Here is a 24,587-nt window from a genome sequence, read left to right on the forward strand (position 1 = left end):
GACATCGGCGGCCCGTTCCAACAGCGCGCAGACCAGGGGATCCTGCCTGGTGACCTCTTCGGCGAAGCAAGGCGCCAACGGCCGGCCCAGACCTCGCGGGCCCAGACCTCGCGTTCTGTACTCCAGCCGGAGCTGGTGGAGTCGGTGCCCCCGCACCCTCCGTCACCACCGCATGTGAGACAGAGCCGAGATCAGGACACTCCCCCACCGGAGCAGGCGACCGGTCCGGGGGCGCCGGGCCGCTCAGGCGGCGGCGACCGGTGCCGGGTCGGGGGTGACCCGACCCGGCACCGTCCGGTGCGCCGCTCAGGCGAGCGGCTCAATCCAGATGTTGCGGTACTGCACGGTGTTCTGGTGGTCCTGGAGACGGATCGACCCCGTCGCGGGGCCTTCGGGGATGTTTCCGCCGGTCGGGCCGGTGATGGCGACGTCGTCCTGGACGAGCACACCGTTCCAGACCACCGTCACCCGGGCATTTTCGATCTTGGTGCCGGTGCTGTCGTAGCGGGCAGCGCGGTACTCGATGTCGTAGGTCTGCCACGTCTCGGGTGGTGTCGCGGCGTTGACGTCGGGCGCCTTCTGCAGGTAGATGGCGCCGGCCTCGTTGGTGTCCAGCGTTGGGTCGCCGTACGAGTCCAGCACCTGGATCTCGTACCGCTCCTGGAGGTAGACCCCGCTGTTGCCGCGGGCCTGGCCGGTGACCTCCGGCGGCAGCAGCGGCACCTTGAACTCGACGTGCAGCCGGAAGTCGCCGAACGCCTGCTTGGTGCGCAGGTCGCCGTTGCGGACCTCCATCGCCCCGCCCTCGACCTTCGCCCAGCTCGCCGTGCGGCCGTCGGTGTGCTGCCACTCGGAGAGGTCGACCCCGTCGAACAGGACGATTCGCTCACCGGTCTTGCGCACCGTGATGAGGTCCAGGTTGACGTGCCCGGTGTCGGGCGCGTCGACCCGGTACTCGATCGCGTTGACGCCGCGGCGCAGCGTGAGCAGCTCCGTCTTGGTGGCCCACTGCTTCCAGGTGATCGTCGAGGGCAGAACGGTCTGCTTCACCTTGCGGCCGTTGACGTAGATGCTGATCGTCTTGTCGCCCTGGAACGGGTTGGGGCCGTTGCTGTAGCGGAGCCCGACCTCGTACTCACCGGCCTTGGTCACCTCGACGTGGACGGTGGTGGAGGTGTTCAGCGAGCCGAAACCGTCGACAAAGCCCACGCCGGAGAAGCCGGCGTGCTCGGTGTCGATGGTCGCAGAGCCCTTCCGGTGCCCCTCCTCGGCCTCGTAGAAGATCCGGTCCGGCTGGGCACCGGGAATCTCGTTGAGCGTGTACCACGCCTCGGTGTTCCACAGTTCCTCGCCGTTGGCCGCCGTGAACGGGCGCGGCGAGCGCAGGTGCACGACCCGGTCGCGCTTGAGGCCGGGGACCGTCAGCGTCACCTTCTTGCGGTCGGCGGAGACCTTCACCCCGGTGACGGTCAACTGCTCCTCGTCCACCTTGGGGCCGCCGTACGCCGGGGTCGGCGCGTACCGCCACTGTTCCAGGCGGTAGCTCTGCGCGATGTTCTGGATCGTCGCGGTGGAGAGCGGCCGGGTGTACTCGATCGTGAAGCCCTGCTTGGTGACGGTCATCGACCTCATGTCGAACGTGTTGGCGCCGTTCGGGGTCAGCTTCTGCAGGCCGTGATTGAGCTTGCCGGCCTGGCCCCAGTTGCCGCCGGCGCCCAGGCCGCCGACGTAGACGGCGCCGTCGGGCCCGATGGAGACCTCGTTGACGCCGGCCTCGAGCCCCTGGGTGTGGCGGAACACCGCGCCCTGCTGCACGCCGTCCACCTCCTCGAGGTACGCCCGCTGTAGGCCGCCGTAGGTGACGTCACCGATCAGCAACTGCCCGCGGAACGGCCCCTTCTTGAGCAGCACCGGCGTGCTCGGCGAGTTGGCGATCTCGTTCTGCGGCAGCCAGAGCACCGGCTTGGCCACCGGGTTGTCGTCGAACGGGCCGGCGGGGTTGGTGTAGTGGTTGAAGAACTTGTCCTGCTCGATGCGGACCAGCTTGGACGCGGGCAGCCAGCCGCCCTGGTTGTCGGTCACGTAGAGGGCATCGTCCGGACCCCAGCCGATGCCGTTGGGCGTGCGCAGGCCGCCGGCGACGTAGCTGACCTTGCCGGTGCGCTTGTTCACCACGATGCTGGTGCCCCGGTTCGGCGCCGGCTGCGGGTTGGTGGTGGCGCCGCCGAAGTCGATCGCCACCGAAAGGTTGAGGTAGAAGTTGCCGCCCTTGTAGAGCAGGCCGAACGCGAACTCGTGGAAGTTGCCGCCGAACGGCCAGGTGGCCACGTTGCGGTACTCGTCGGCGACCTCGTCACCGTCGGTGTCGCGCAGCTCGGTCAGCTCGTGCTTCTGTGAGACGTAGATGGTGCCGTCGACGACCGCGACGCCCATCGGCTCCTTGAGCCCACTGGCGACCCTCTTGTACGTGACCTGGTCGGGACTCGTCGCCCCGGTCACGTTGTCCAGGATGTACACCTCACCCTGTAGCTGGTCGGTTTCACCCCAGGTGGAGATGACCAGCCGGCCGTCGGCGGTCCACGCCATCCCGGACACCTGTGGCTCGAAGCCGGCGGGCCGCAGGTCGGTGAGGGTGTAGTTGGGGTTGACCGAGTCCAGCGGGAGCCCGTCTCCCGGAGCGTCGGACACCCCCTGGCAGGCCTTGAATCCGGGCGCGGTGACCCGGACGACGCCGGCGTCCGTGCTCAGCATCGAGTTGGGCACCACGGTGAAGCTCGTCTCGCCCGGCGGCTGCCACGAGAGGGTGAGCTGCTGGCCGCCGCCGGCTTCGAAGTACTCCACGCGCAGCGCGTGGTAGCCCTTGGTCAGCGTGACCGCACCGTCCTTCGAGGTGGCGCCGTGCGGCCCGTCGTGGTCGACCACCAGCGCGTCGTCGATGTAGAGCCGGGAGCCGTCGTCGCTGGTCAACCGAAAGGTGTACGCACCCGCGGCCGGGATGTTGATGTTGCCGAGGGCGTGGGTGACGAAGTTGTCCTCGAAGCCGAAGTCAGCCGCGGTGCGCCAGTCGATGACCGGCATCAGCTTGTCGACGTTCGGGGTCTGGCCGGGCTTGAGCGTGCAGATCGTGCTCAGCGGCACCCGCACGTCGTACGTGCGCAGCGTGACACCGGGCTCCTGGGGCGGCAGGTCCGCCGCGTGGACGGCGCCGGGCGCCAGCCCGACGGCGACCGGGGGCGCGACGAGGACGGCACTGAGGAGTGCGACGAGACGTCTCGCGCGCGAGGGGGGACGGGGCATCGATCCTCCAGGGACGGGGGTCGGGACGTTCCCACGATCGACACGCGCCGAGGGTGCCTGCCCGGCGTAGCGCTGAACTTCGATCATGGGTCAGGAGACATCATCGACCACATTCGTCGCGATAACCAGATCTTCCGACCAACCAAACGCAACTTTTGTCGATACCTGCGAAAGTTCGGGTGCGGCGGTGACGATCGGCCACCCCTCGCCGGGGCGACCCAGCAGTGGATGGTGTGCCAGGATCGCGGCCGAGGAGCGAGTCCCCCCAGGTCTCTCCCAGCAGGCCCGCCTCGCTCGCTGGCTGCGAGGTCATTCCCTGAGGACCGCGGGTCTGCCCGATCCGAGGGCCGATAAGGTCATGCGGTGAACCTGGAACAGGTCCGGCAGGCATATGCGTCCGTCGCAGAGCTCTACATCGGCCTGTTCGGTACAAGCCAGCAGGTACACGCCGACGACCTCGCCTTCATCGGGCGACATCTGGCGGGCCGACCTGGCCCGGTGCTCGATCTGGGCTGCGGGCCCGGCCATATCACCGGTTACCTTCGCTCGCTCGGCGTCGACGCAACGGGAATCGACATGGTCCCCGAGTTCATCGCCCATGCGCAGGCGGCCCACCCGAGCGGCAGGTACCAACTCGGGTCGATAGACAACCTCGCCGTTGCCAACCACTCCATCGCCGGCATCCTGGCCTGGTACTCGTTGATCCATCTCTCGCCGCAGAATCTCGACGGCGTGCTCGCTGAGTTCCGGCGAGCAATGGCCCCGGCCGGAACGTTAGTGCTTGGTCTCTTCGACGGCGACGAGGTCGCCGCCTTCGACCACAAGGTCGTGACCGCCTATCGCTGGCCCGTCGACGAGCTCTCCGAGCGACTGACGCGAGCCGGCTTCACGGAGGTTGAGCGCCTGCAGCGACCCAGCGAAGGCACTCATCGGCCGCACGCCGCCATCGCGGCAATCGCAACCGAAGGGTGAGCTCAGCCGGCGAGCTGCGTGGGCTCGTCGGCCGCCGGTGTGGACGACCTGACGGTGTGGTCGGCGTCGCCAGGGTCACTCGGGTTCCTGTGACCGGCGCTGTCGATGCCGTCGTCGGCGCGCCTGCGGTGGACACCGTCGACGGCACGATCGGCCTGACCTCATCGTGGGCGGTCCGGGCGGCGGTCGCTTTCGCGGGCGGCGTCGCGAAGGAAGGTGTTGTAACGGGCGAGGTCGTCGGGCGTGCCGGTGGCGTCGGCGCGGTCGGCGGCCCGGTCGAGGCGGGCCTGTTCGCGTTCGTCGGCGCGGATCCATTGCCGGACAAGGACGATCATGACGACGGCGGCGGGCAGCTCGCCGAAGGCCCAGGCGATGCCGGCGCCGAGGTGCTGGTCGTCGAGTAGCGGTGCGGCCCAGTCAGGATGCACGGCGAGGTACCAGTCGGGAGCGATGACGGTGGTGCTCTGCATGAGGATCAGGCCGAAGAAGCCGTGCGCCATCATCGACGCCAGGTGGATGATCACCAGCAGGGGTGGGGCGAGTCTGGGCCGTCCGGGGTCGACGCCGATGAGGACCCAGAACAGCAGGTAGCCGGCGAGGACGAAGTGGGTGAGCATGGCCAGGTGCCCGAGGTGGGAGCGCATCAGGGTGCCGAGCAGGTCGCTGAAGTAGAGCCCGAAGAGGCTGCCGGTGTAGATGGCGAGGGCGACCAGCGGGTGGGTCAGGATCCTGGCCGGTCGGCTGTGCAGGGCGAGCAGCAGCCATTCCCGGGCACCGCGCATCTGCGGGTCGGCCGGTCGGCGCAGGGTCCGTAGCGCGAGGGTGATCGGGGCGCCGCCGACGAGCAGGATCGGTACCAGCATCGACAGCACCATGTGCTGCACCATGTGTGCGCTGAACAGCACGTAGGCGTAGCGGGCGATCCCGAGGTTGGTGATCGCGGCGAGCAGCAGCATGCCGGCCAGCCAGCTCGCGGTCCGGGTCGCCGGCCAGTGGTGCCCGGCCCGCCGCATGCGTGCCACGCCAGTGAGGTAAGCGAGGACGCCGAGGGTGACGAGGGTCAGGAAGAACATGTCCGGTAGCGGTTGGCCGATCGCTCGGGTGGCGGCTGGCGCGGCGGGCATCGCGAAGCCGAGCAGTTCGGTGAGCGGGTCGGCGTCGAGCGGGTCGTCCGGGATCGGGGTGGGGCTGCGGGAGAGGGCGACCGCGAGTCCGACGGCGGCGGCGAAGACCACCAGTTCCGCGGCGGCGAACCGGGTGAATGCCCCGCGCTGGCCTGCTCGCAGGGCGGGAAGCGTGTGCCGCCGGTGTCTCGCGCCGAGCGCGCCGAGGGCGAGCAGTGCGGCGAGTTTGCCGCAGAGCAGCCAACCGTAGCGGGACTGCCATAGCTGGTCGACTGTGCCGAGGCGTACGGCGGCGCTGGCCAGGCCGCTGATCGCGACGGCGGTGCAGCAGCCCAGGGCGAGGCGGCTGTACCGGGTGGCGGTGTCCGCGAGCAGGCGGCTGCGGCGCATCATCAATAGGGCGGCGAGTCCACCGACCCAGATGCCGGCGGCGAGGATGTGCAGGGCGAGGCTGGTTACCGCAATCTGGTGGTTGCCGGATCCGGCGGCGTGTCCGGTGAATGCCGGTGGTAGCAGTGCGGCCATCGCGAGCAGCGCGACCGTGGCGGCCAGCCAGCGGGACACCCCGGCCCGCGACAGCACCGCCGCCGCCAGGGCGAGCCCGGCTTGCAGTAGCAGTGCCTGACCTTGGGGGATGGAGGCCGCGAAGCTGACGACGGTGGCGCTACCCAGGTTGTTCAGCGGTTGTCCGAGCAGGTCTGACACCGTGAGGACGATCAGGACGGTGGCGGTCAGCGCCCAGCCGGCCGCGGTCACGGTGCTCCGGCGCAGCAGTTGGTAACCACGGGCGCAGACCGTCGGCCCGTCTCCGGGAAGCAGGAACGCGGCGGTCATCGTCATGCCGACCGTCAGCGTGGCCAAGGTGTCGAGCAGGAGCCGAAACACCGGCAACGCCCACATGACGCCCGGGCCGGGGTCGGGCAGGCCGGGGATGGCCGTGGCCAGGGCGCCACCAGCGCGCAGTGCGACCAGCAGCACGACGACCGCGACAACGCCGACGACGCCGGTCAACCACCAAGGGAAAGGGGCCATCGACCGACGGACGTCAGCTCGGCCACGGGGAGGAGCTTCCGCGACGGCTACCGGAGGCGGGGTGCCCTGTCCGGTCTCGCCCTCGATCGGGCGCCGGTGTCGGGCATCGGTTTCGGACATTCGTTTGACCTTGATCTCGGGCTGGACCAGCGCGTCGGCTGCCGGTCGGATCGGTGCGCCCAGCGGCCCTGGCGGGATCTTCTTATCGGCGGATCCGGCGACGCCACCACATCGCACCGGCTGTCGTGACGAGCCCGACCAATACCGCCGCGCCGATGAACACGCCGGCACCCGAGCCGTTCTCCTTCGCCGCAGCGGCGGCGGGGGCCTCTGGACTGGTTGTGGCGGCGCCGGACGGTACGGGTACAGCGGTTGGGTTCGTGCTGGACCGAGGATCAGCCACCGCGAAGGCGTAGGAGCCCTGAACAGGGTGACCATCGGCGGAGACGACCCGGTAGGCGACGGTGTAGGTGCCATTGCCCAGTGGCGCGGTGAGGGTGACCGTGCCACGAGTTTCGGCCACCACGGGTGCTCCCGTACCGACGCGTTGGTTGCCGGCGTCGGTGACCACGATGGTGGTGAAGGTGGGATTCAGCCGTTCGGTGAATTCCAGTGCGATCTCCGTCGGCGCGACGTTCAGGGTGGCGTCGCGGGCAGGGTCGGCGGAGCGGAGGCTGTTGTGGGCCTGGGCCGGTGTGGGCACGCCGAGGACGACCAGGACGGCAGCCAGGGCCGCGAGGCTCAGCCGGGCCATGGCGGAGACTCGGCGCGACGGTACGGACATGGCAGGTGTCTCCAGGTCGGCGGGAGTAGGTCGGGAGCTGTGCGTACGTGATCTAACCGAGGAGTTGTTGGCCGATCCACCCTCCGGGCGGGCAGCCGGGCGGGATGGCGAAGACGGCGGAACCGATCGGCGTGGTCCACTCGTTGAGCAGGTCCCGCTCGGCGAGCCGCCGTTGAATGGGTAGGAACTGTTCGGTGATGTCGGCCTGATAGGAGGCGAAGATCAGCCCGCTGTCGGCGGTGCCGTCGGCTGCCGGGGCCTCGTCGTAGTTGTAGGGCCGGCGCAGGATTCGCTGCCGGTCCTCGGTCACGTGCGCCCGGCTCAGGTGGGAGAAGTCGGGGATCACCGTCAGGCCCGCCCCGTTGACTGCGGCGAAGTCCGGCGGGTCGTGCTCGGCCTGTCCGGTCAGCGGTGCTCCGGTGTCCAGCCGTCGGCCGACGGCCAGTTCTCGGTCGGTGCGGCCGAGCAGGTCCCACTTCTCCAGGTCCATGCGGATCCGGCGTAGTACCAGGGTGCTGCCGTTGCGTAGCCAGGGCGCTTCATCCGTGCTCCAGACGGCGGTGTCGAGGGCGGGCGTGCCGGGTCGCGGGTTGGCGGTGCCGTCGAGCTGGCCGAAGAGGTTCCGCTGGGTCGGGTTCCCCTGCTGGGTACCGTGGCTGCGACGGAAGCCCCGCTGCACCCATCGGACGGTGGCGAACGGGCGGCTGTCCTTGATCAGCATTCGTTGGGCGTGGGCGACGGTGACCGGATCGTCGGCGCAGATCTGCAGCAGCAGGTCCCCGCCGGACCAGGCCGGCTGGAGCCGGTCGACGGCGAACGGCGGTAGCTCGGCCACCGACGGCGGCCGGCGGTCGGCCAGCCCGGCCGCCCGGTACAGGCCGGGCCCGAACCCGAATGTCACGGTCAGCCGGGCCGGTAGGACGGCGAGTTCGGCCTCGGTGTCGGCCAGCGCCGGCTGCCCCTGGGTGAGCCGGGCGGCGTCGTCGCTGAGCAGGCGCAGCATCCGGCCCAGCACCGCCCGGTCCGGGTCCGGCCGGAGGGTGAACGCGACGAAGCACGCGTGTGCCTGCGCGGCGGTGGAGACTCCGGCCTGCCGGGTGCCGTGAAACGGCTCGACGAGCGTCCCGACGGTGGTGGCTGTGGCCGCGGCTGAGTGGTCCCGGGTTGCCACCGTCGCGGCCACCGCGCCGGCCAGGGCCCCGGAGGCTGTCAGGGCACCACCGGTGAGCAGGCCTCGTCTGCTCACCGGCCGGCCGGTGCCACGGCCGGTCACGTCGCCGGGCTCATGCTCATGCTCGGGTGGCCGGGATCGTAGCTCTCTCCCGCGCCGGTGAATGGCTTGGCGACCGCCGAGAACTGGAGGGTCTTCCCATCGGCAAAGGTCAGGGTGAACGTCAGCTCGTCACCGGCTTTGACCGGGGCGGTGACGTTCAGCAACATCAGGTGGTCGCCGCCGGGCTCCAGAACGTGACTGCCCTTGGCCTTGACGACGATCCCGCCAACCTTGGGCTGCATGACCATTCTGCCGTCTTTCATGGTCATCTCGTGCAGCTCCATCGGTGACACCGGCGTACTCGCGCTCACCACGGTGATGTCGGTGTCGCTGTTGTTGACCAGAGTGCCGAAGGCAGCCGTCATCCCCCTGTCGGCCGCCTTCACCCACGGGTCTCGCACCGTGATCGGACCGGCCGGGGTGGTCGCTGCCGAACTGGGACCGGCGCCCGGCGCGGGGTCCGACGACCCGCACCCGGCCGAACCGAGGACCACCGCGGCGACGGTGGCCATGAGGGTCGTCAACGCCGCCGGGCGCCGTCGCGGTCCCGGTGTGGCGGCTGTACGCATTGAAGTTGCCTCCGAGGATGTTGTGCTGCTGTCGGGTTGGTCGCACCCAGGACGCAGTTAGTTCCTACGCCTCGTAGTAATTCCCAGGCGCAGGCCGATGGCAGACACGATCCGTCGAACGTCGGCGACCGGCCCGCCGGCGGTGCGTCGGCAACCAGTCCGGGAGGTAGCTGCCGGCAGGTAGCTTCCGGCGGGTTTCGCAGCGCGGACTGGGAAACTGTACGGACTGGTCGGTATAGTCACTCGCCATGAGTGCGGGTAAGCGGCCGGTCATGGATGCCCAGGTCATGTCGGAGGGGCGTCGGTGGGCGGCGTTGGGGGTACTGGTCGCCGCAGTGCTGCTGCTGGCGATCGACGGCACGGTGCTCTACCTGGCGGTGCCGTCACTGACCCGCGATCTGGCCCCGACCGCGACGCAGATCCTGTGGATCGGGGACATCTACTCGCTGGCCCTGGCGGGGTTGCTCGTCACGATGGGCACGCTCGCGGACCGGGTCGGCCGCAAGCGGCTGCTGCTGATCGGTACGACGGCGTTCGGCCTGGCCTCACTGCTGGCGGCCTTCTCGACCAGCGCGGAGCTGTTGATCGCCGCTCGGCTACTGCTGGGCGTGGCCGGGGCGACCATCATGCCGTCGACGTTGTCGATCATCCGGAACATGTTCGCCGATCCGCGCCAGCGCACCCGGGCCATCGCGGTCTGGTCGGCGGCTGGCGGCGGCGGGATCGCGCTCGGGCCGCTGGTCGGCGGCGCGCTGCTGGAACGGTTCTGGTGGGGCTCGGTGTTCCTGATCAACGTACCAATCATGGTTGCGCTCCTGGTCACCGGCATCATCCTGCTGCCGGAGTCCCGCGACCCCAACCCCGGACGCTTCGACCTGCTCTCCGCGGGGTTGTCGATGGCCACGATCGTGCCCCTGGTCTACGCGGTCAAGCACGCGGTCAGCGACGGACTCGACGCGATCACCCTCGGCTGTCTCCTGGCCGGCCTGGTGCTGGGCGTGCTCTTCGTGCGCCGGCAGCGACACCTGACCGCGCCGTTGATCGACGTGGGCCTGTTCCGCAATCCGGCGTTCAGCGGTGCCGTGTTGGCGAACTTCATCGCGATTTTCGCGTTGACCGGCTTGCTCTTCTTCTTCTCCCAGTACCTGCAACTCGCCCGCGGTTTCAGCCCACTGCGGGCCGGGCTGGCCGAGATGCCCGCGACGATCGCCTCCATCCTCGTCGTCGGTCTCGTCGGGGTGGCGATCACCCGGCTCGGCCGTGGTCGAGCGATCGCCGCCGGGCTGGGGCTGACCGCCGTCGGGCTGCTACTGGTCGCGGCCGCCGAAGGGGCCGAACACTATCTCTGGCTCGGTCTCGCGCTCGTGCCGGTCGGGCTCGGTGTCGGGCTGGCGATGACGCTCACCACCGACGTGGTGGTCTCCGCGGTACCGCCCCGCAAGGCCGGCGCGGCGTCGGCGATCTCCGAGACCGCCTACGAGCTTGGTGTGGCGCTCGGTATCGCCATTCTCGGATCGGTGGTGACGCTCGCCTACCGGGCGTTCGTCGCCATCCCCGAGGAACTGCCCGGCACGGTGCAGGACCGGATCAGGGACTCCCTCGCCTCGGCGCTGAGCGTGGTCGAACCGGGTTCGGACCTGGCGCACGCGGCACGGGAGGCGTTCGTCCACGCCATGCAGATCACCTCGGTGGCCGCCGCGATCCTTGCCGCCATCGCCGCCATCGCCGCTTGGCGTACCATCCCGTCAACGCGAGACTGACCCGGATTTCCTGAGGGCACGCGGGCGGGGAGAGGGAGGGACGACGGTGGGCCGTAAGGCCGGACGCTCACCCGGCGAGACGCGCCGGCTCCTGCTCGACGCGGCCGGGGCGATAATCCGTACCCGGGGTGTCTCGGCGACGCTGGACGACATCGCCCAGCAGGCCGGCGTCTCCAAGGGCGGGCTTGTCTACCACTTCGCCAGCAAGGAAGATCTGATCCGCGCCCTGGCCGATGATCTACTGCAGACCTTCCGGAACGCGGTCGAGTCCGCGTTGGATCCGGCCGACACCGCGCCGGGGCGACTCACCCGGGCCTATGTGCGCGCCTGTCTGGACACCTCGCAGGACGAGCGGGTGCTGCTGGAGACCATCGCCCTGCTCGCTCAGTTGATCACGATACCCGCCGTCGCGGAGCTGGCCCGCGCCGATGCCGAACGCTGGGACCGGGAACTGCGGGCCGACGGTCTGCCGGAGGAGATTCTCGCGCTGGTCGTCTCCGCCGCCGATGGTGCCGTCAACGCGCCCCTGTGGGGAACCCTGACCCGAACCGCGAACCTGCGGCGTCTCGAAGACCAGCTCATCCGACTCACCCTCTCGGACTGCGCCCCGCCATCGTCCGGCGGCTGAGACCGACCACGCGGTCGCGGTGCCCCAGACGCGCGCCTGGAGTGGCACGTCGTAGGTGACCCCGGCAACGCCCCGTCGTATCCGCGCAGCACCTCGGCGTTGCGGCGGGCCTACGGGTAGCCGGCCCCGCCGTCGGTACGCCACGATGCCACCGTAGCTGTCCACAAGCGCCGGTTTCCGGACCTTCCATCGACAGACGTCATGTGATTGAATGCCGATACCGGCAGAAAGACCATCGGCGGTACGCGCCCACAAGGCGCATGCCTACGCCTGAGGGGTGCGCGGATATGACGCTGCCTGAAATTGACATGGACGATCCGCTCGGTCCCCTGTTACGGCAGATGGATCTGCGCGACCCATATTCGGTCTACGCCCGGCTGCGCGCACGGGAACCGATTTTCTACTACGAGCCGCTGCAATCCTGGATGCTCACCCGCCACGCCGACTGCACCGCCGTCCTACGGGACAGCGCCCGGTTCGGCGCCGACTGGCGACGGGTGGGCGAACAGGTTCCGCCACAGGCGGTCAGCGTGCAGACCCTCGATCCGCCGGAGCACACGGCGATCCGCCGGCTGCTCATGGAGGCGACCCGGCTGGTCGACACCCCGGCCGCGGCGCGGCTGGTGGCCGGGCGCACCCGGGCCCTGCTCGGCCGGCTCGCCGAGCGTGATCGCTTCGACTTCGTCGGCGAGGTGGCCGAGCCCCTCGCCGCCGGTACGATCACCGACCTGCTCGGCGTGCCCGAGCTGGACCTCGCCTGGTTCGTGCCGGTCGCCAACCGGATCGCCGACGGCATGGACGCCGGCCTCTGGCCCGAGCTGGGCCCGCCGGCGATGGGCGCCCGGGCGGAGCTGGCGGCGTACACCGGGACCTGGCTGACCGATCCGCCCGACGCCGGGGTGATCGCCCATGTCGCGCGGCACGCCGACGACGCCGGCGTCGACCGCACCGTGGTGGCCAACAGCCTGCGGGTCCTGCTGCACGCCGGCTTCGAGTCGGCCAGCCGGCTGCTCGGCCTCGCCGTCGCGGTCCTGCTCGCCGAGCCCGGCCGGGCGGAGTCGTTCCGCCACGCCGAACCGGATGCCGCCGTCGACGAACTCGTCCGGCTCAGCTCACCGGTGCAGGCCACGGCACGCGCCTGCGTGACCGACAGCCGGTTCGGCGAGGTGCGGATCCGGGCCGGCGAGGCGGTGACCCTGCTGCTGGGCGCCGCCAATCGGGACCCCGAGCGCTTTCCCGACCCGAACGCCTGGCGGCCGGACCGCAGACCCAACCCGCACCTGGGGTTCGGCCGGGGCGCGCACTCCTGCCTCGGGTCGCCGTTCGCCACACTGCAGGCCCGGATCCTCAGCACCGTCCTCACGACGGAGTACCCACATGCCCGGTTGCTCGCCGAGCCGGCGTACCGGCGCAACCTCACCCTGCGTGGCCTCGACCGTCTGGAAATCGCCCTGCGATAGCCGGTCGCGGTCGCATTCCCGATCGATGACGAAGGGAGGGACGACATGCGTTACTGGCACTGAGTCAAATTGAAGTGAGAGGCAGTGTTCGTCGGGCACCCGGACGATGTTCCGAAGGTGCCCGACGGGCACTGTCCTGGCCGGAAAGAATGTACTCGACCAGGAGGACACGAACATGCGAGGCCCGGATCCGTACGCGTTCGCAGCCGGTTACTACGATCTATTCCGGGCGAAGCTCGGCGACGAGGCGCTCCCCTCGGTGTCGTTCTTCACGGAGTTCGCCCCGTCCGACGGATATGCGCTGGAGATTGGACCCGGCACCGGGCGCGCGACGCTGGCCGTGGCGGCGAAAGTGGCCGGCTTGGTCTGCCTCGAACGGTCCGCGACGATGCGCGCGGTGCTGCTGGCGAAGCTGGCCGAACGGCCGCACCTGCAGGCGCGGGTCACCGTGCTCGATGTCGCTGTGCCGCCGTTCCGGCTCGACCGTCGGTTCGACTACGCGTACTTCGGCGGCGTGCTGGAGCACATCCGGCCGGCCGACCGGCCGCACCTGTTCCGCGCCGTCGCCGACCACCTCGCCGACGGTGGCCTGCTGGCCATGGACATGGTGCTCAGGCAACCGGCACCGGACTTCCCGGAGCGGGTCGTCGACGAGGTCACCGTCGGCGAGTGCCGGTACGAGCTCGCCGCCGCCGCCACCGCGCTCGGCCCGGACGAGTCGCAGCTCACCTACATCTACCGCACGTTCCATGAAGACCGGCTGCTCGCCACGGAGAAGGTCGAGCGCCGACACAACATGCACCGGCCGGAGCCGGTGCTGGCCGACCTGGCCGCTGCCGGGCTGGCGCCTGCCCCGGGGCTGGTGTTCGCCGGAGTCTCCGCCGAGGACCCCGGTGGGGTCGTCGTGCGCAAGGAGGCGTCGGCGTGAACCGCGTCCGGGCGGCGAAATCGGCTCTCCCCGCCGTGGTGCCGCTGGACCGGCGGTACGACCCGGCACGCCTGGCCGACGAGGTACACGCGTTGCGGGACCACCGCTGGCGGGCGCAGCGCGCCTACAGCCAGGCCGGACTCGCCGCCCCGGTCGAGATCGACTGGCGAATCCTGCCGCTGCGCAGCCCGACCGGCGACCCGGGGCGTACCGATCCCGGCGGCGCGGGCCTCGATCCGTACCGGGACACCCCGCTGCTGGCCCGCTCGCCGTACCTGGCCGAGCTGCTCTCCACCATCCCGGCGCCGCTGCGCGCGGTCCGGCTGATGTCCCTCGGCCCCGGGGCGCAGGTGCACGAACACCGCGACGGCAAGTGCGGATACCCGTGGGGCGTGCTGCGGCTGCACGTACCGGTGATCACCAATCCCGGCGCGGAGCTGGTCATCGAGTCCACGCCGTACCACTGGGACGTGGGCCGCCTGTGGTTCGGCGACTTCGACCGGCCGCACTACGTGCGCAACACCGGACCCGAACCGCGCGTCCACCTGGTGATCGACTGCCTGGTGACCCGGTCGCTGCTGGACCTGTTCCCGGAGGCGTACCTGGACCGGCTGCCCTGGCCGGACGTCCTGCTGGCCACCGACCCGGTGCCGCTGCGGGCCGCCGACCTGGCCGGGCTGGGCTGCGAGTTCCCGGTGCCCGCCGACTTTTCGCGGTGGTCCGAGGAGGACCCGCTGGACGAGGCCCGGCCCGACGTGCCGGGCCGCATCGAGGTCGACCAGGGACGGCCGGTCCTGGTGCTGGCGGGCGATCCGACGTTCGCGCTGGTGCACATCGGCCGGTCGGAGTTCCGGTTGGAAGGCTGGACGGAGGAGCGGACGCTCGTCGTCGACACCGCCTCGCCCCGCCCCAGCGTCCGGTTCCGGGTCCGGGACGGCCGCCTGCTCACCGAATGGGTTCGACCGGCGACCATCCGCCACGCCGTCAGCGAAGGAGCGCTCCCGTGACCGTCGCCCCCGCCAGGTTCGACATCCCGAAGGACTTCTCCCAGCAGGAGGATCCGTACGCCCTGCTGGAGGCGATCCGCGCGAGCGGACGGGTCCAGCAGGTCCGGTTGCGCGGTGCCGTGCCCGTCTGGCTGGTCACCGGGTACGCCGAGGCCGTCGCCGCGCTGAACGACCCCCGGTTGAGCAACAGCCTCGAATACGGGGCCTCCGTCCTACCCGGCCCCGCCGAGCAGCGGCGGCGGGCGAACGTACTGGCCTGGAGCATGCTGTCGGTGGACCCGCCCGACCACACCCGGCTGCGGGGCGTCGTCGCGCGCGGCTTCACCGCCCGGCTGGTGGAGCAGCTCAAACCACAGATCCAGGAGCTCACCGACGGGCTGCTCGACGCCGTGGCGCCCACCGGACGGGCCGACCTGGTCAACGACCTCGCCTTCCCGCTGCCCATCGCGGTGATCTGCCGGCTGCTCGGGGTCCCGTACCAGGACCACCGGCTGTTCCGCGGCTGGAGCGTCGGCCTGGCCATGCCACCCGCCGACCCGGACACGCTGCGCCGGGCGGACGCGGCCCGCGCCGAGATGACCCGCTACTTCGAGGAGCTGGTGCCCGCCAAGCGGGCCGAGCCGGGCGACGACCTGCTGTCGGCGCTCACCCAGGCGCACGCCGCGGAGCGGCTGACCGACACCGAGGTCGTCGCCATGGCGATCATGTTGCTGCTCTCCGGTCACGAGACCACGGTTTGCTTCATCGGCTCGGCGATCGTGGCCATGCTGCGCGACCCCGGTCTCGCCGACGCGGTGCGCCGGGACTCCGCGCTGCTGCCGCCCGCCATCGAGGAACTACTGCGGCTCAACGGTCCGGTGACCCGCGGCGTGGCCCGGTTCACCAAGGAGGAGGTGGAGTTCGGCGGGGTCCGGATCCCCGCGGGCGAGATGGTCGTGGTGTCGCTGGCCGCCGCCAACCGCGACCCGGCGCAGTTCCCGCGGCCGGAGGTGGTGGACCTGGCCCGCAACCGGAACCCGCACCTGAGCTTCGGGCACGGCATGCACCACTGCCTGGGCCAGGCGCTGGCCCGCCAGCAGGCCACCATCGCGCTCGGTACGGTGCTGCGCCGGCTGCCCGATCTCGCGCTGGCCAAGCCGCTGGAGGAGGTGCGGCGCTGGCCTGGCATGCTCCGGGGCCTGGACGAACTGCCGGTCAGCTTCACGCCCGTCGTCGCGTCCTGAGCCACGCCGGTAGGTCAAGCGACGTGGCGCGGTACCCGACGACCGGGTAAGGCAGTCACACAGCGATGTCTGGTGCGGCAGAATGCTGGTGTGAGCGCGGAGGAAGACGACGAGTTCGAGGAGGTTGCGAATGTCCTCCGAGGACAGACGGCCGGTGACGCGGAACTTCGCCCGGCGCTCGAGGCTCGGCTCGGTCAGCCCGTTGTTGCCCTTACCTGCGGGTCCATGAACTCCGTGGCCGGCCACGGAGTCCCGGGCGTGGAGGTTCCGACCATAACCGCCTGGGTACGTGGCGCGGCACTCGACCATGAACGCCGCCTGCGGGCGGACGCGGTCTTCGATCAGATCGTTGCCGAGTTTGGTCCGTGGCGGTGGCGGCAGTTCACGGCACGGGCGTTGCGGGTGGGGAACCTTCCAGGTTCGCGGGCCCGGCGCATCGCAGCACTTGGCTGCATCGAGTACACAACTGATCCGATTCTGGGCGGGCTGGGGTGCTTCGATGAGGAGGCCACGACCCGCGTCATGGCGGCGATACCGCAGGAGCGGTGGGACCAGTCCCGCGATGACTGGGGAGCCAGCGTCTGGACCGTCGCCGTGAACGCGGATCTTCACAGCGTCTCCGTGTTCGTCCACACTGCGGCTCAGGTCACGCAACTGCGGCAGACACCGCAATGGTACGAGTGGGAACGACAACTCCGCGCCCTCATCGCCGAAGAGGACGAGTTCGGGTCAACCAGGATCATCCCGGTCAACATCGCTCTCGAGAGCCGGGAAGCCTTCGAGTCCGACTGCCAAGGAAACTGGAGCTACTACTGGTACTGAGGTTTCGCGCCGCGCCTGCGCTTGCGCTTGCGCAACCGACGGCCGCTGGTCGGGGAGCCAGCTTTAGCAACGGTCGTTCTTCTCAGCTGGTGGCGGCGAGTTGGTTGCGGGTGTGGGCGAGGCGGCGGGTCATGGTGTTGATCGCGGCCCAGCGGGCCATGCACCCCGACGCCGAGCCCCTCCCCTTCGTGGCCGAGCCTGCGCCTACCACATGTTCGCGCTGGTCAAAGCCGCCGCGACGACTCCGAACAGCAACGGGATCAGACAGCCGACGACCGCGGTTCCGCGCAGCCTCGTCCTCGCGAACAGCGTTGCTCTGCGCGATCGACGCGCTTCGTCCGCGACTCGCCTGCCCGGCACGGCAGAACCGCCCTGTCGGTCCAGTTGCTCGTCCACCAGCGCGGCGAGGTCCTCGATCCACTCCCAGAATGCGGGAGCCGTGTTCGGCAGCGCCCAACGCGCGATGAAGAAGACGCGGCCGTCGACGATCTCGACGTCGCAGTTCCCCGCGAGCTCGACGAGCGTCTCCTGCACCGCGGGGGTGAGCAGCCTCCGGACGGCGTCGTCATCCTGCGGTGCGCAAAGAACCTGGAAATGCACGTCGAACGAGCCGCCCATCACCAGCGGCCGGTGCGATGGCGGTACCCCCCATGCGCACGACGGGACATCTCGCGCGGCGGTCACCAGCGTCATCGGCGGCAACGCTGTCCGCACGGTGAACATGACGTAGCAGGCCGTGTGCGGCATGCGCGTCGACCCCGTCCAGGTGGAATAGGCGTAGTTCGCGACCTCGAACGGACGATGCGCAGTCCCGGTCACCAGATCACCCGCGACCCGCAACGATCCGACGCGGAACAAAGCCGCCGGTCGAACCGGATCCTTCTCGACGGCTGTGTAGGACATCCCATTCGCCTCGGTGAAACGCCTCAGCCGGTACCAGCCGACCTCCGAGGCCCGACGACCCCGGACGACACCCCGGATCCGCATCACGGCGAGCGGAACCACCATGAGACCCGCGATCACCACCGTCGTGGCATCGGCGCCGGGCGCACCGAACATAAGCTGCACCATCAGCACGCACAGGGCGGCCAACGCCCCCGCACCGACCACAAGTACGGCGCTCTGGAACACGATCCAACCTCCGGCCGCGGCCTCGCCGGAACGTCCGCCCTCGTGACGTACCAGTTCGCGGCCCTCCGCACGGGCGAGCGCAGGATCGACGGGGGCGCGAAGCGCGACGTCATCGAAGCGCGACGTCATCAGACCACCTCCGCCACGGGTCCACGGCAAGATCCGTCGAGCTGCGTCAGCGTTCCGGCTGCCGTGACCCTCCTTCGATCAACGGCATCTGCACGGTGACCTGCCGCCCCGCCTGCACGGGCGTTCGCGAACAACCCCGCCATGGACCCCATCCCGGGCCCTCCCATCAACGTCAACGGAGGATCCTCAACGACGAGGACACCGCTCAGGCAGGGCCACTCTAGACCGTCACGACCACCCCAACACCCAAAGAGGTGGGGCCAGTTACGACCCAGCCGGCAGCGGCACCGACGGGCGAGAAGTGCAGGAGATGGGGCGAGGGAGCTACCTCACAGCCGGCCCCGCCGCCGCCCGAGACGTGACCGGCGGCGGGATACGCTGCGGGACGGCGCTGGTTCGCCCGGCCGGACTCGGCCGAGCGTCGTAAGAGGGAACCCGGTGGAAGTCCGGGACTGCCCCGCAGCGGTGAGTGGGAACGACCGCCGTCATCAGCACTGGGCCACCGGCCCGGGAAGCGACGGCCAGTAGGAGACCGGTGACCCCGGTCCTGCCCACGAGTCCGAAGACCTGCCCGTGCCGCGTACACAACCGTGTGCGCTGCCGTCGGCCTCGCGGGAGGGCTGGGCGGGTGACCCGCCGCGCCCCGACGCGGGCGGGCCCTCGACAGCGTGTCCGTGTCTCGGCGGCGTGGGTTCGAGGGACGGACTACCGCTGTGCACGACACCACCATGACCGCCGGCCGACCGCCGTCGGCGTCGCACCTGATCCTGTCGCAGATCATGGACCAGCACCACACCAACCTGATGGGCACCGTGCACGGAGGCCGGATACTCAACCTCATCGACTCCGTCGCCGGAGTGGTTGCCGCCCGGCACTCCGACGGGCCGGCGGTCACCGCCGCCATCGACGAGACCGCCTTCCTCCGTGCGGTCCGGGTCGGCGACGTCGTTCACGTCGATGCCCGGATCACCTGGGCCGGTCGCAGCTCGATGGAGGTGGCGGTCAAGGTCACCGCCGACCGCTGGGACCGGGCGGTACCACCCACCGACGTGGCCACCGCCCACCTGGTCATGGTCGCCGTCGACGACGACGGTCAGCCGCGCACCGTGCCCCCGCTGCTACCCGAGACCGATGGCGACCGGTGCCGCTACCGCGAGGCGCAGATCCGCCGGGAGCACCGGCTTGCCCTGCGGCGGGCGCTGCTCGACGGCGTCGAGGAGGGCTGAGGCGTGGTTGGACTGTCCGTGGCCGCGCTGGCCGGCCATGTCGCCGCGATCGTCGTCCCGGCGGCACGGCGTGGTCCGCGCCGTCACTCCTGTGCATGACCGCGGGCGGGGTCCTCGTGGTCGGCGATCGGCGACGAGGACCCCGCGGTCAGATCCCGGCGGGTGGTGGTTGACCTGCGGTGACCGCGACGAGCAGGGACAGCTCCCGGACCAGGTCGTCCATGGACTGCCCGCTGCCGGCCCGGACCAGGCCGAGCGCGAGGTCAGCGAGCAGGTAGAAGCCAAGGGTCTTGGCCTGCTCGCCGGGGAACGCGGCGAGGAGTTCCTCGGCACCGGCGAGGTCACCGCGGTGGGTGGCCGCGATGACCCCGGCGGCGCGTTGGACCAGCTCCGCCGTGGCGGGGGTGGGTGCGCTCACCCGGGTCAGATCTTCGGGCTCGCGGCCTGGGCGGCGTCGAACCGGGCGATCACGTCCGGCCAGTTGACCAGGTTCCACAGCCGGTCCACGTAGTCCGGACGCACGTTCTTGTACTGCAGGTAGTAGGCGTGTTCCCAGGCGTCGAAGACCAGCAGCGGGGTGGAGCCCTGACCGACGTTGCCGTGGTGGTCGTACACCTGCTCCACGATCAGCCGCTGACCGAGCGGTTCCCAGGCCAGGACACCCCAGCCGGAGCCCTGCACGCCCTTCGTCGCCGCCGACAGCTGTCCGGCGAAGGCGTCGAAGGAGCCGAAGTGCTCGTCGATCGCCGCGGCGAGCTCGCCGTCGGGTCGGTCGCCGCCGTCCGGAGACAGGTTGTTCCAGAAGATCGAGTGCAGGACGTGTCCGGACAGGTTGAACGCGAACGTCTTCTCCAGGCCGACGAGCGTGCCGAAGTCGCCCTTGGCGCGGGCCTCGGCGAGCTGCTCAAGGCCGTCGTTGGCGCCCTTGACGTACGCGGCGTGGTGCTTGTCGTGGTGCAGCTCCAGGATCTGTCCGGACATGGCCGGCTCCAGGGCGCCGTAGTCGTAGGGCATGTCGGGCAGGGTGTAGACCGCCATCAGGTGTCCTCCGATGATGTTGCCGCCATTTGGCTGTTGCCAGTATCTTGCAACAAGAGCGGTCGTGTCATGGGGAGCGGGCATTGATCACATCGGAAAGCCGATCGGGTGACCGCGGCGATGGCACGGCCACGCGGCTCAGTTCGTCCACCGATCCGCCAACGCATCAGCGCCGGTTGACGTGGTCAAGGACGGAAATCCACACAGTCCTTGCTGAGCGTTACCTCGCTGGTGGACCAGGCGAGCCTGCCGTCGATCATGGTGGCGACCACCCGGCATCCGAATCGGTGACCGGAGAAGGGCGTGTTGCGCGCGGGACTGGCCAGTCGGGTGGGATCGACCGTCCAGTCGGCTCCGGCGTCAACAAGACACAGGCTGGCCGGCATCCCTGGTTGGAGCGGGTCGGAGCCGACGCCGGTCCCCCCGATGGCCGCCGGCCGGATGGCCATCGCCTCGGCCAGCCCGCGCCAGGACATGAGTCCCGTACGCACCATGGTCTCCGCGACGACCGGCAGCGCGGTTTCCAGGCCGAGCATGCCGGGTGGGGCGTCGGACCATGGGCGGTTCTTGGCTGTCGGGGTGTGTGGCGCGTGATCGGTGGCGACCACGTCGATGATGCCCTCGGCGAGGGCGTCGCGCAGGGCCAGTACGTCCTGGATGTCCCGTAGCGGCGGGTTGACCTTGTAACGGGTGTCCCCGGTACGGATCAGTTCGTCGGTGAGCAGGAGATGGTGTGGGGTGACCTCTGCGGTGACCGGCCAGCCCCGGGACTTGGCCCAGCGGATGATCTCCACGCTGCCACGGGTCGAGACGTGGCAGATGTGCAGGGGTGTGTTGTCCGCGCCAGCGAGAACGCAGTCCCGAGCGATGATCACCTCTTCGGCCACATTCGGCCAGCCGGCCAGTGCCAACTCGCGGGCCGGTGCCCCGTCGTTGGCCTGAGCGCCCGGTGTCAGCGGTGACGACTGCGCGTGCTGGGCGATGAATCCACCCGCGTCGGCCGCCCGGCGAAGCGCCTGCCTCATCAGTGCGGGATCCTCCACGCACCGGCCGTCGTCGGAGAACATCCGGGTCTTGGCGTGCGAGGCAGCCATCGCCTCGATCGGGGCGATGGTGACACCGGCGAGACCGAGGGTCACCGCGCCCACGGGTTGTACCCGGCAGTGGCCGGTGTGCTCGGCGATGACGGCGACGTGTTCCACCTGTTCCGGGCCGTCGGCCACCGGATTGGTGTTCGCCATCGCGAACACGGTGGCGTACCCACCTTTGACCGCCGCCAGCGTGCCGGTGGCGATCGTCTCGGCGTCCTCGGTGCCCGGCTCCCGTAGGTGGGTGTGCAGATCCGTGAGGGCGGGCAGGACGATGAGACCGTGGCAGGCGATGTCGAGGACATCCGGTCCGGTGCCGATGTCGCCGCGTGCGGCGATCTTGCCATTTTCGATCAGCAGATCTATCGGGCGGTCGCCGTAGGGGCGTACGCCACGGAGCACCGTGCATGGCAGAAGCGGCTGCCGGGACAGTGGCCCTACCGAAACGTCCCAGCTCGGCTCAGCCATGGCCGACGTTCCACCAGAAGACCGGCCCGTCGAGACAGACCAGGGGAGCTTCCCTGCCCTCTCCCCGTTGCCCGGACGAACATCCGTGGCAGTACCCCAGGCCACACGCCATGTGGGCTTCGACCGAAACCTGCACCTCGGCGCCCCACCGCCGGCCGAGTTCGGCGGCCAGGTCGACCAGTCGCTGTGAACCGCAGGTAAGGATGAGTTCCGGGGGGTTGTTGTCCAGCGTCGCGGTGAGCAGTGTGGCCAGGAAGTCGGGCTCACTGGTGGCGTCCTGGTCCGTGACCTGGTGGAGCTGCCCGGTTCCGCCCCGGCGAAGCACATCGACGCCGACCAGGGCCCCCGGGTGGCGGGCACTGACGACAGCCGTCGTCACGCCGCCCCGGGCGGTATTGGCTGCGGCGACCATGGTCAGCGAGCAGGTGCCGATTCCCCTGCCGAGCAACAGCACGTGGTTGCTGCCGGCAGTGAGGTGGAATCCCTGGCCCAGCGGCCCGGTCACGAGCATGGTCTCGCCAACGGCGAAGGTCGAGAGCTTTCGGGTGCCCCCTCCGAGAACCCCGTACACCACGTCGAGCGTGCCCGTTTCCGGTACCACGTCGTAGATTGCCATCGGACGGGGCAGGACGGGGCCGACCTCGTCGGTGCGCGCTGCGGTGAGCATGACGAACTGGCCGGCCTGGGCCCGGGTGGCGATGGTCGGGGCGTGCAGGCGCAGAAGGCGGTACCGGTCGCCGACCGGTTCATGGCGGAGCACCGGTGCGTGGTGCCAGGTGGGTCGGGGGCGGTGTGTCGGTGGCAGATCCAGCGGCACGAGGTGGCCCGCGGTGTTCAGCACGTCGCCTCCGCCGTGGTTCCGGAGTCCAGCTCGCGGTCCAGGGCGAGGAGGCTGCGGGCGAGCAGGTCGGTACCGACGGCGAGATCCTCCACGCTGGTCCACTCGTCCGGGACGTGGCTCAGACCGTTCCGGCTCGGGACGAAGATCATTCCAGCCGGTACGACCTTGTTGATCATCTGGCTGTCGTGGCTGGCGCCGCTGGGGAGTACCCGGTACCTGGTGCCTGTGGTGGTGCAGACGTCGGCGATCTTGCGACGTAACCAGACCGGCAGCACGACCGGGGAGGTGTCGCCCAACGTCTCGATGTCGAGGGTCAGTCCGCGCCGCTCGCAGATGCTCCGGGCACCGTTCATCAACTCGACCGCGGTCATTCGCTGTCGATCGCTGTCCACGTCGCGGATGTCGACGTACAGTCGGGCCGTGCCAGGGATGGTGGTGATCGATCCTGGCTCGAGCTCCAGCCGGCCGACCGTCGCCCGCGTACCGTGGTGTCGAGCGTCGGTGGCGATCTCCTCGGCGAGCAGCGTTATCTCGGCTGCGGCGGTCATGGCGTCGGCACGTTGGTGCATCGGGGTGCCCCCGGTGTGCGAGGCGCGTCCATGCAGGTCGAGCCGAAGACGGGTACTGCCGGAGATGAGTTCGACAATGCCCACCGGAATGGCCTGTGCTTCGAGCACGTTGCCCTGCTCGATGTGGAGTTCCACGAATGCCGCCCAGTCGTCCGTGCTCCAGCGCGCCTCCGAGACACGATCCGGGTCGAGCCCCACCGACCGCATGGCGTCAGCAACGGACACACCACGCGTGTCCCGCAGGTCGGCCAGGTCCGGCGAGTCGAGTAGGCCTGCCGCGATCCGGCTGCCGGTACAGGCCTGGCCGAACCGGGCGCCCTCTTCGCCGGCGAACGCCACGAACCTGATCGGATGCGTGTGTCGCGCGTCGCTCTCCACCAGGATCCGGGCTACCTCCATCGCCGCTACCACGCCGGCGATGCCGTCGAACCGGCCGGCGTTCGGCACGGTGTCCAGGTGGGAGCCCGTACCGATGGCGCGGGCTGGCCCGCCCCCGGCTATCTCGGCGTAGCTGTTGCCTGCCGCGTCGGTCCAGGTATGTAGGCCGAGCGCACTGAGCTCGTCGGTGAACATGCGGTGCGCCCCGCGTTCTAGCGGGGTGTACGCGAGCCGGGTCACCCCGTGCGTGGTCTCGCTGTATCCGGCGAACTCCGTCAGCAGGTGGGTCAGCCGGCCGGTGTCAACCGGTGGCAGGCTGGTTTCCACCAGGGTCGGGCTCATCGTGGTGCGTCCGTCGTCGTGGTGACGGTGGCGACCGGGTTCCCGGCCGGACCGGGCAGTGCCGGTTCGGGGATGGGCAGGGCTGCCGCGACGGCCACCACGGTCACCTGATCGTTGGCGAGGAGGCGTTGCAGTGTCCGAAGCGGTGACAGGTCGGACCACGCCACGGCGAGAAGCGCGGCTCGCGATCCGGCGGTGGGATGCCGACTCAGCGAGAGCAGTCCTGATCCTTCGTAAACCCGTACCGCCGGGATGTCCAGTTCCCGGCATACCACATGGGTCAGCACGCAGTCGTCGATGTTGTCCCGCCCGACGATGACATCGGGGTGCTGCGGCCGCAGCCGCTCGGCGAGCATCCGGCCGACGATTTCGACTGCGGCGGCGTCTGCGACACCGCCGTCTGCCGCCGCCCGTCGCAGTTCGTCGACGGCGGCGGCTAGTCGGTCCGGAGATGGTGGGTGGGTCGTCATCGCGGTCTCAGCTCCATTCGGGTAGGTG

21 protein-coding genes and 1 riboswitch are annotated in these 24,587 nt (G+C 70.0%); of the genes, 9 read left to right on the forward strand and 12 right to left on the reverse strand.

Translation table 11 applies throughout. The features are described 5' to 3' along the window. Positions 1-306: 306 nt before the first annotated feature. Positions 307-3,297 carry a family 16 glycoside hydrolase gene (locus C5N14_RS07950; RefSeq protein WP_117667060.1) on the reverse strand — a complete coding sequence of 997 codons (2,991 nt, stop codon included), beginning with the start codon at positions 3,295-3,297 and terminating at the stop codon, positions 307-309. A gap of 363 nt (positions 3,298-3,660) precedes the next feature. Between C5N14_RS07950 and C5N14_RS07955 the strand changes: the two genes are divergently transcribed. Further along, positions 3,661-4,269, forward strand: coding sequence for a bifunctional 2-polyprenyl-6-hydroxyphenol methylase/3-demethylubiquinol 3-O-methyltransferase UbiG (locus C5N14_RS07955; protein WP_117667062.1), 609 nt, complete (start codon positions 3,661-3,663; stop codon positions 4,267-4,269). A 161-nt stretch (positions 4,270-4,430) separates the two neighbouring features. Here the strand turns inward: C5N14_RS07955 and C5N14_RS07960 are convergent, their stop codons facing one another. The 4 genes from C5N14_RS07960 to C5N14_RS07975 form a co-directional block, all read right to left on the reverse strand. Beyond that, the gene (locus C5N14_RS07960; protein ID WP_243639300.1) at positions 4,431-6,404 is read right to left on the reverse strand and encodes a cytochrome c oxidase assembly protein; all 1,974 of its coding nucleotides are present in this window, start codon (positions 6,402-6,404) and stop codon (positions 4,431-4,433) included. 223 nt (positions 6,405-6,627) lie between these two features. After that, positions 6,628-7,179: a copper resistance CopC family protein gene (locus tag C5N14_RS07965; RefSeq protein WP_117667066.1), complete on the reverse strand. Its 552-nt coding sequence runs from the start codon at positions 7,177-7,179 to the stop codon at positions 6,628-6,630. An 82-nt stretch (positions 7,180-7,261) separates the two neighbouring features. After that, positions 7,262-8,455, reverse strand: coding sequence for a Dyp-type peroxidase (locus C5N14_RS07970; protein WP_371685812.1), 1,194 nt, complete (start codon positions 8,453-8,455; stop codon positions 7,262-7,264). A 23-nt stretch (positions 8,456-8,478) separates the two neighbouring features. Further along, positions 8,479-9,051: a copper chaperone PCu(A)C gene (locus C5N14_RS07975; RefSeq protein ID WP_117667070.1), complete on the reverse strand. Its 573-nt coding sequence runs from the start codon at positions 9,049-9,051 to the stop codon at positions 8,479-8,481. A gap of 248 nt (positions 9,052-9,299) precedes the next feature. On the opposite strand from C5N14_RS07975, the gene C5N14_RS07980 reads away from it, so the two are divergent. The 7 genes from C5N14_RS07980 (at position 9,300) to C5N14_RS08010 (ending at position 16,879) form a co-directional block, all read left to right on the forward strand. Next, complete coding sequence (locus C5N14_RS07980; protein WP_243639301.1) at positions 9,300-10,811, forward strand: MFS transporter; 1,512 nt, start codon at positions 9,300-9,302, stop codon at positions 10,809-10,811. 46 nt (positions 10,812-10,857) lie between these two features. Next, a complete protein-coding gene (locus C5N14_RS07985; protein WP_117667074.1) occupies positions 10,858-11,439 on the forward strand; it encodes a TetR/AcrR family transcriptional regulator in 582 nt (193 codons plus the stop codon). Between the two features lie 287 nt (positions 11,440-11,726). Further along, on the forward strand, positions 11,727-12,899 hold the full coding sequence (locus C5N14_RS07990; protein ID WP_165878048.1) for a cytochrome P450: 1,173 nt from the start codon (positions 11,727-11,729) through the stop codon (positions 12,897-12,899). A gap of 175 nt (positions 12,900-13,074) precedes the next feature. Beyond that, positions 13,075-13,827, forward strand: coding sequence for a class I SAM-dependent methyltransferase (locus C5N14_RS07995; protein WP_165878049.1), 753 nt, complete (start codon positions 13,075-13,077; stop codon positions 13,825-13,827). Beyond that, positions 13,824-14,834 carry an aspartyl/asparaginyl beta-hydroxylase domain-containing protein gene (locus C5N14_RS08000; protein ID WP_117667079.1) on the forward strand — a complete coding sequence of 337 codons (1,011 nt, stop codon included), beginning with the start codon at positions 13,824-13,826 and terminating at the stop codon, positions 14,832-14,834. Before C5N14_RS07995 ends, C5N14_RS08000 begins: the two co-directional genes overlap by 4 nt. Further along, on the forward strand, positions 14,831-16,057 hold the full coding sequence (locus C5N14_RS08005) for a cytochrome P450 (protein ID WP_165878050.1): 1,227 nt from the start codon (positions 14,831-14,833) through the stop codon (positions 16,055-16,057). The genes C5N14_RS08000 and C5N14_RS08005 overlap by 4 nt, the downstream gene beginning before the upstream one ends. A gap of 90 nt (positions 16,058-16,147) precedes the next feature. After that, entirely contained in the window at positions 16,148-16,879 is a 732-nt protein-coding gene (locus C5N14_RS08010; protein ID WP_117667083.1) for a hypothetical protein, read from the forward strand. Between the two features lie 204 nt (positions 16,880-17,083). On the opposite strand, the gene C5N14_RS08015 is transcribed toward C5N14_RS08010, so the two are convergent. After that, entirely contained in the window at positions 17,084-18,139 is a 1,056-nt protein-coding gene (locus C5N14_RS08015) for a hypothetical protein (RefSeq protein ID WP_117667085.1), read from the reverse strand. 375 nt (positions 18,140-18,514) lie between these two features. Further along, a riboswitch (cobalamin riboswitch) is annotated at positions 18,515-18,729 on the forward strand. 138 nt (positions 18,730-18,867) lie between these two features. Between C5N14_RS08015 and C5N14_RS08020 the strand changes: the two genes are divergently transcribed. Continuing rightward, entirely contained in the window at positions 18,868-19,365 is a 498-nt protein-coding gene (locus C5N14_RS08020; RefSeq protein WP_117667709.1) for an acyl-CoA thioesterase, read from the forward strand. A 148-nt stretch (positions 19,366-19,513) separates the two neighbouring features. Here C5N14_RS08020 and C5N14_RS08025 read toward each other — a convergent pair whose 3' ends face one another. The 6 genes from C5N14_RS08025 to C5N14_RS08050 all read right to left on the reverse strand — a co-directional run bounded on the left by C5N14_RS08025 (position 19,514) and on the right by C5N14_RS08050 (position 24,445). After that, positions 19,514-19,783: a superoxide dismutase gene (locus C5N14_RS08025; protein ID WP_117667087.1), complete on the reverse strand. Its 270-nt coding sequence runs from the start codon at positions 19,781-19,783 to the stop codon at positions 19,514-19,516. A gap of 5 nt (positions 19,784-19,788) precedes the next feature. Continuing rightward, positions 19,789-20,403, reverse strand: a complete 615-nt coding sequence (locus C5N14_RS08030; RefSeq protein WP_117667089.1) for a superoxide dismutase — start codon at positions 20,401-20,403, stop codon at positions 19,789-19,791. Between the two features lie 185 nt (positions 20,404-20,588). Continuing rightward, positions 20,589-21,905 carry a dihydroorotase gene (locus tag C5N14_RS08035; protein ID WP_371685821.1) on the reverse strand — a complete coding sequence of 439 codons (1,317 nt, stop codon included), beginning with the start codon at positions 21,903-21,905 and terminating at the stop codon, positions 20,589-20,591. A gap of 46 nt (positions 21,906-21,951) precedes the next feature. Next, a complete protein-coding gene (locus tag C5N14_RS08040) occupies positions 21,952-22,800 on the reverse strand; it encodes a hypothetical protein (protein ID WP_207892648.1) in 849 nt (282 codons plus the stop codon). Beyond that, positions 22,794-24,089, reverse strand: a complete 1,296-nt coding sequence (locus C5N14_RS08045; protein ID WP_117667093.1) for a Zn-dependent hydrolase — start codon at positions 24,087-24,089, stop codon at positions 22,794-22,796. Before C5N14_RS08045 ends, C5N14_RS08040 begins: the two co-directional genes overlap by 7 nt. Continuing rightward, a complete protein-coding gene (locus tag C5N14_RS08050) occupies positions 24,086-24,445 on the reverse strand; it encodes a hypothetical protein (protein ID WP_117667095.1) in 360 nt (119 codons plus the stop codon). The genes C5N14_RS08045 and C5N14_RS08050 overlap by 4 nt, the downstream gene beginning before the upstream one ends. Between the last annotated feature and the right edge of the window lie 142 nt (positions 24,446-24,587).

The sequence above is a fragment of the Micromonospora sp. MW-13 genome (assembly GCF_003434305.1).
Taxonomy (GTDB): domain Bacteria; phylum Actinomycetota; class Actinomycetes; order Mycobacteriales; family Micromonosporaceae; genus Micromonospora.